Here is a 3,551-nt window from a genome sequence, read left to right on the forward strand (position 1 = left end):
GCCCGCGCCGGCGCGCGCACCCCGTCGGTCGAGCAGGGCCTCGACCAGGCGCGGCGCCTGCCGCCTGACGATCTTGGGACCCTGTTGTTTCGCGATCGCGGTGAGTTGCTTGCCGAGACTGTTCCAACTTCGGGCCATCTCAGGAGGATAACGTCACGCCGCCGCCGGGGATATCGCCTCCGGTGGACCGCGGCGGGACCTGGGCGGCGGTGGGCGGGGTCCAGCATGGGACGATGGTGTTCAGTACGCCCGATACCCCATGAGGAGTGGAGTGCCCGCCAGCTTCGCCGATACGACGTTCACCGATCCGTCGCGGATCCGGAACTTCTGCATCATCGCGCACATCGATCACGGCAAGTCGACGCTGGCCGACCGGATGCTGCAGCTCACCGGTGTCGTGGAGGAACGGCAGATGCGTGCGCAGTACCTGGACCGGATGGATATCGAGCGGGAACGCGGTATCACCATCAAGGCCCAGAACGTGCGACTGCCGTGGACGCCGAAGTCCGGTGCGCACCAGGGCGAGGAGTTCGTCCTGCACCTGATCGATACGCCGGGTCACGTGGACTTCACCTACGAGGTGTCGCGGGCGTTGGAGGCCTGCGAGGGCGCGATCCTGCTGGTCGACGCCGCGCAGGGGATCGAGGCCCAGACCCTGGCGAATCTGTATCTGGCGCTGGACAAGGACCTGGAGATCATCCCGGTCCTGAACAAGATCGATCTGCCGGCCGCCGACCCCGAGCGCTACGCCGCCGAACTCGCCCATATCGTCGGCTGTGAGCCGGAGGATGTGTTGCGCGTGTCCGGGAAGACCGGGGTGGGCGTCACCGAACTGCTGGATCGGGTGATCGAGCGGGTTCCGGCGCCGGTCGGGGAGGCGGATGCCCCCGCGCGGGCGATGATCTTCGACTCGGTCTACGACACCTATCGCGGCGTGGTCACCTACGTCCGTGTGGTCGACGGCAAGCTGACGCCGCGTGAGAAGATCAAGATGATGTCCACCGGTGCCACCCACGAATTGCTCGAGATCGGCATCGTCTCACCGGAACCCAAGCCGACCCAGGGCCTCGGGGTGGGGGAGGTCGGTTATCTGATCACCGGGGTGAAGGACGTCCGGCAGTCGAAGGTCGGCGATACCGTGACCGCCGCCCGCAACGGTGCGATCGAACCGCTCACCGGCTACCGCGAACCGCGTCCGATGGTCTACTCGGGGCTGTACCCGGTGGACGGGTCCGATTACCCGGACCTGCGGGACGCGCTGGACAAACTCCAGCTCAACGATGCCGCCCTCACCTACGATCCGGAGACCTCGGTGGCGCTCGGGTTCGGCTTCCGCTGCGGGTTCCTGGGCCTGTTGCACATGGAGATCACCCGCGAACGCTTGCAGCGCGAATTCGGTCTCGACCTGATCTCCACCGCGCCGAACGTGGTCTACCGGGTGGTGATGGAAGACGGTACGGAACATACCGTGACGAATCCGTCGTACTGGCCGGAAGGCAAGGTGCGCGAGGTCTTCGAGCCGGTCGTGAAGGTCACCATCATCTCGCCGAGCGAATTCATCGGCGCCATCATGGAGCTGTGCCAGTCGCGGCGCGGCGACCTCGGTGGAATGGACTACCTGTCGGAGACCCGGGTCGAACTGCGCTACACCCTGCCGCTGGCCGAGATCATCTTCGATTTCTTCGATTCGCTGAAATCGCGGACCCGCGGCTACGCCTCGCTCGACTACGAGGAGTCCGGGGAACAGCAAGCGCAGCTGGTCAAGGTGGATATCCTGCTGCAGGGCGAGGCGGTGGATGCCTTCAGCGCCATCGTGCACCGTGATGCCGCCCAGGCCTACGGGCACAAGATGACCACCAAACTGCGCGAGCTGATCCCGCGTCAGCAGTTCGAGGTGCCGATCCAGGCGGCCATCGGTTCCAAGATCATCGCCCGGGAGAACATCCGCGCCATCCGCAAGGATGTGCTGGCGAAATGCTACGGCGGTGACATCAGCCGTAAGCGCAAACTGCTGGAGAAGCAGAAAGAGGGCAAGAAGCGGATGAAGACGATCGGCCGGGTCGACGTCCCGCAGGAAGCCTTTGTCGCGGCGCTGTCCTCCGACGCGCAGTCCGATAAGCCGAAGGACAAGAAGTAGCCGCCCCTATCCCCGCTTGCGGGAATATCGCTGCGCGATAGCCGGATATGCTCCGCGCCTCCACCCGGTCTACCGGAATCTGCTGATAACGAAAATGTGACAGCCGCAGATGTCGACAATAGGCTGATGGCGGATCCGCGCCGGGGCGGCCCCGGCGTGGTTGCTGCTGAACGCGAGAGTGGAGTTTGGAATGGCGCGTGATCTGCCGTTCGACGGCGACGAAGAGGTCACCGAACGCGGTGCTGACACCGCTTATCGCATTGCCAGCGCCACGTCGCGAGTCGCGCGCGGCGGCGCCTATGTGACCGGCGGCGCGCTGATCGCGAACAATGGCGGCGGAGTGCCGGCGGCGCCCAGTGAACTGGACAGCCGTAACGCCGGCTGGGCCTACAGCGCCGATCCCGATCCCGATGTCCCCAGCCCGGTGATCACCTTCCCGGATCCGGATCCGGTGCCGGCCGAGGCCCCGGGTTCGGCCGGCGACGCGAGCACGACCATGCCGCTGCCGCACGTCCCGACTCTCGACATCCAGGTCGGCCGGCCCGGCGATTACGATTTCGACGACTACTACCCGGGTGTCCATACCGAGGACCTACCCGGACTGACGCTGGTACCCGGCGCGCCCGAGGGCGGCCCGCCCGGTGCGGATTTCATGCCGGGGACCGGGGTACCGGAGTCCCAGCTCCCGGGTATGCCCGAGTTCGGCGCGCCGGATCCCGGTCTGCCGCCGAACAATATCCCGGGTTTCGACGGTATCCCCGGCTGGGGCCAGGGTTTTCCGCTGCCCGGTAACGAAGGACCCGCAGCCCCGGGCGAATTCGAGTTGCCGGCGCCGGGTGATGCCTTCCAGACCGATATCTTCGACCTGCCCCGATTCGACCTGAGTCCCGATTCCTCGGCCCAGGCGGTGGCGCGCAGCGCCGACGACGGCGACTGGGGTTTCGACCTCGCCGATCTCCTCGCGCGCCCGGCCGGCGATCCGGTGTCCGATTGGTCCGGCGAGGGTGGTCCGATCGGCGAGCTGGTCATCGACCTCGGGGCGGACGGCGGAATCGTGGTCGCCGACGGGTTCGGTCATGCGGTGGCCGTCGATTCGCATATGGGGCTCGATATCTCGGCGGGCGCCGACGGTTTCTGGGTCGCCTCCGACTGGGATCTCGATATCACCGTAGGTGACGGCAGCCTGCTCGACGATCGGCTCGATCAATACCTCGACTGGGCGCAGTCCGGCACCGCCGCGTCCGATTCGTTGCACGCCGCGGGCCGCGATCCACTGGACGCCGCCGCGCGGGCGGACGCGGGTGCGCAGGCCGCGGCCCGCGGAGCCGACTCCGGTATGGCTCCCGGGGCGGATACCGCGCTTCCCGGTGCCGCGTCCGGCGCCGGGACGGCCTCCGGCGCGGCGGCGTCGACC

General features: G+C 67.2%; 1 protein-coding gene and 1 pseudogene. Both read left to right on the plus strand.

What is annotated here, in order from left to right; all coding sequences use genetic code 11:
* Nucleotides 1-259 precede the first annotated feature (259 nt).
* Nucleotides 260-2,137 carry a translation elongation factor 4 gene (lepA, locus tag ON38_RS07180; RefSeq protein ID WP_039823402.1) on the plus strand — a complete coding sequence of 626 codons (1,878 nt, stop codon included), beginning with the start codon at nucleotides 260-262 and terminating at the stop codon, nucleotides 2,135-2,137.
* 190 nt (nucleotides 2,138-2,327) lie between these two features.
* Nucleotides 2,328-3,551 (plus strand): annotated as a pseudogene (locus ON38_RS07185) (hypothetical protein); the annotation flags it as partial.

Origin of the sequence: Nocardia testacea NBRC 100365, from assembly GCF_000308775.1 — a bacterium.
Classification (GTDB): domain Bacteria; phylum Actinomycetota; class Actinomycetes; order Mycobacteriales; family Mycobacteriaceae; genus Nocardia; species Nocardia testacea.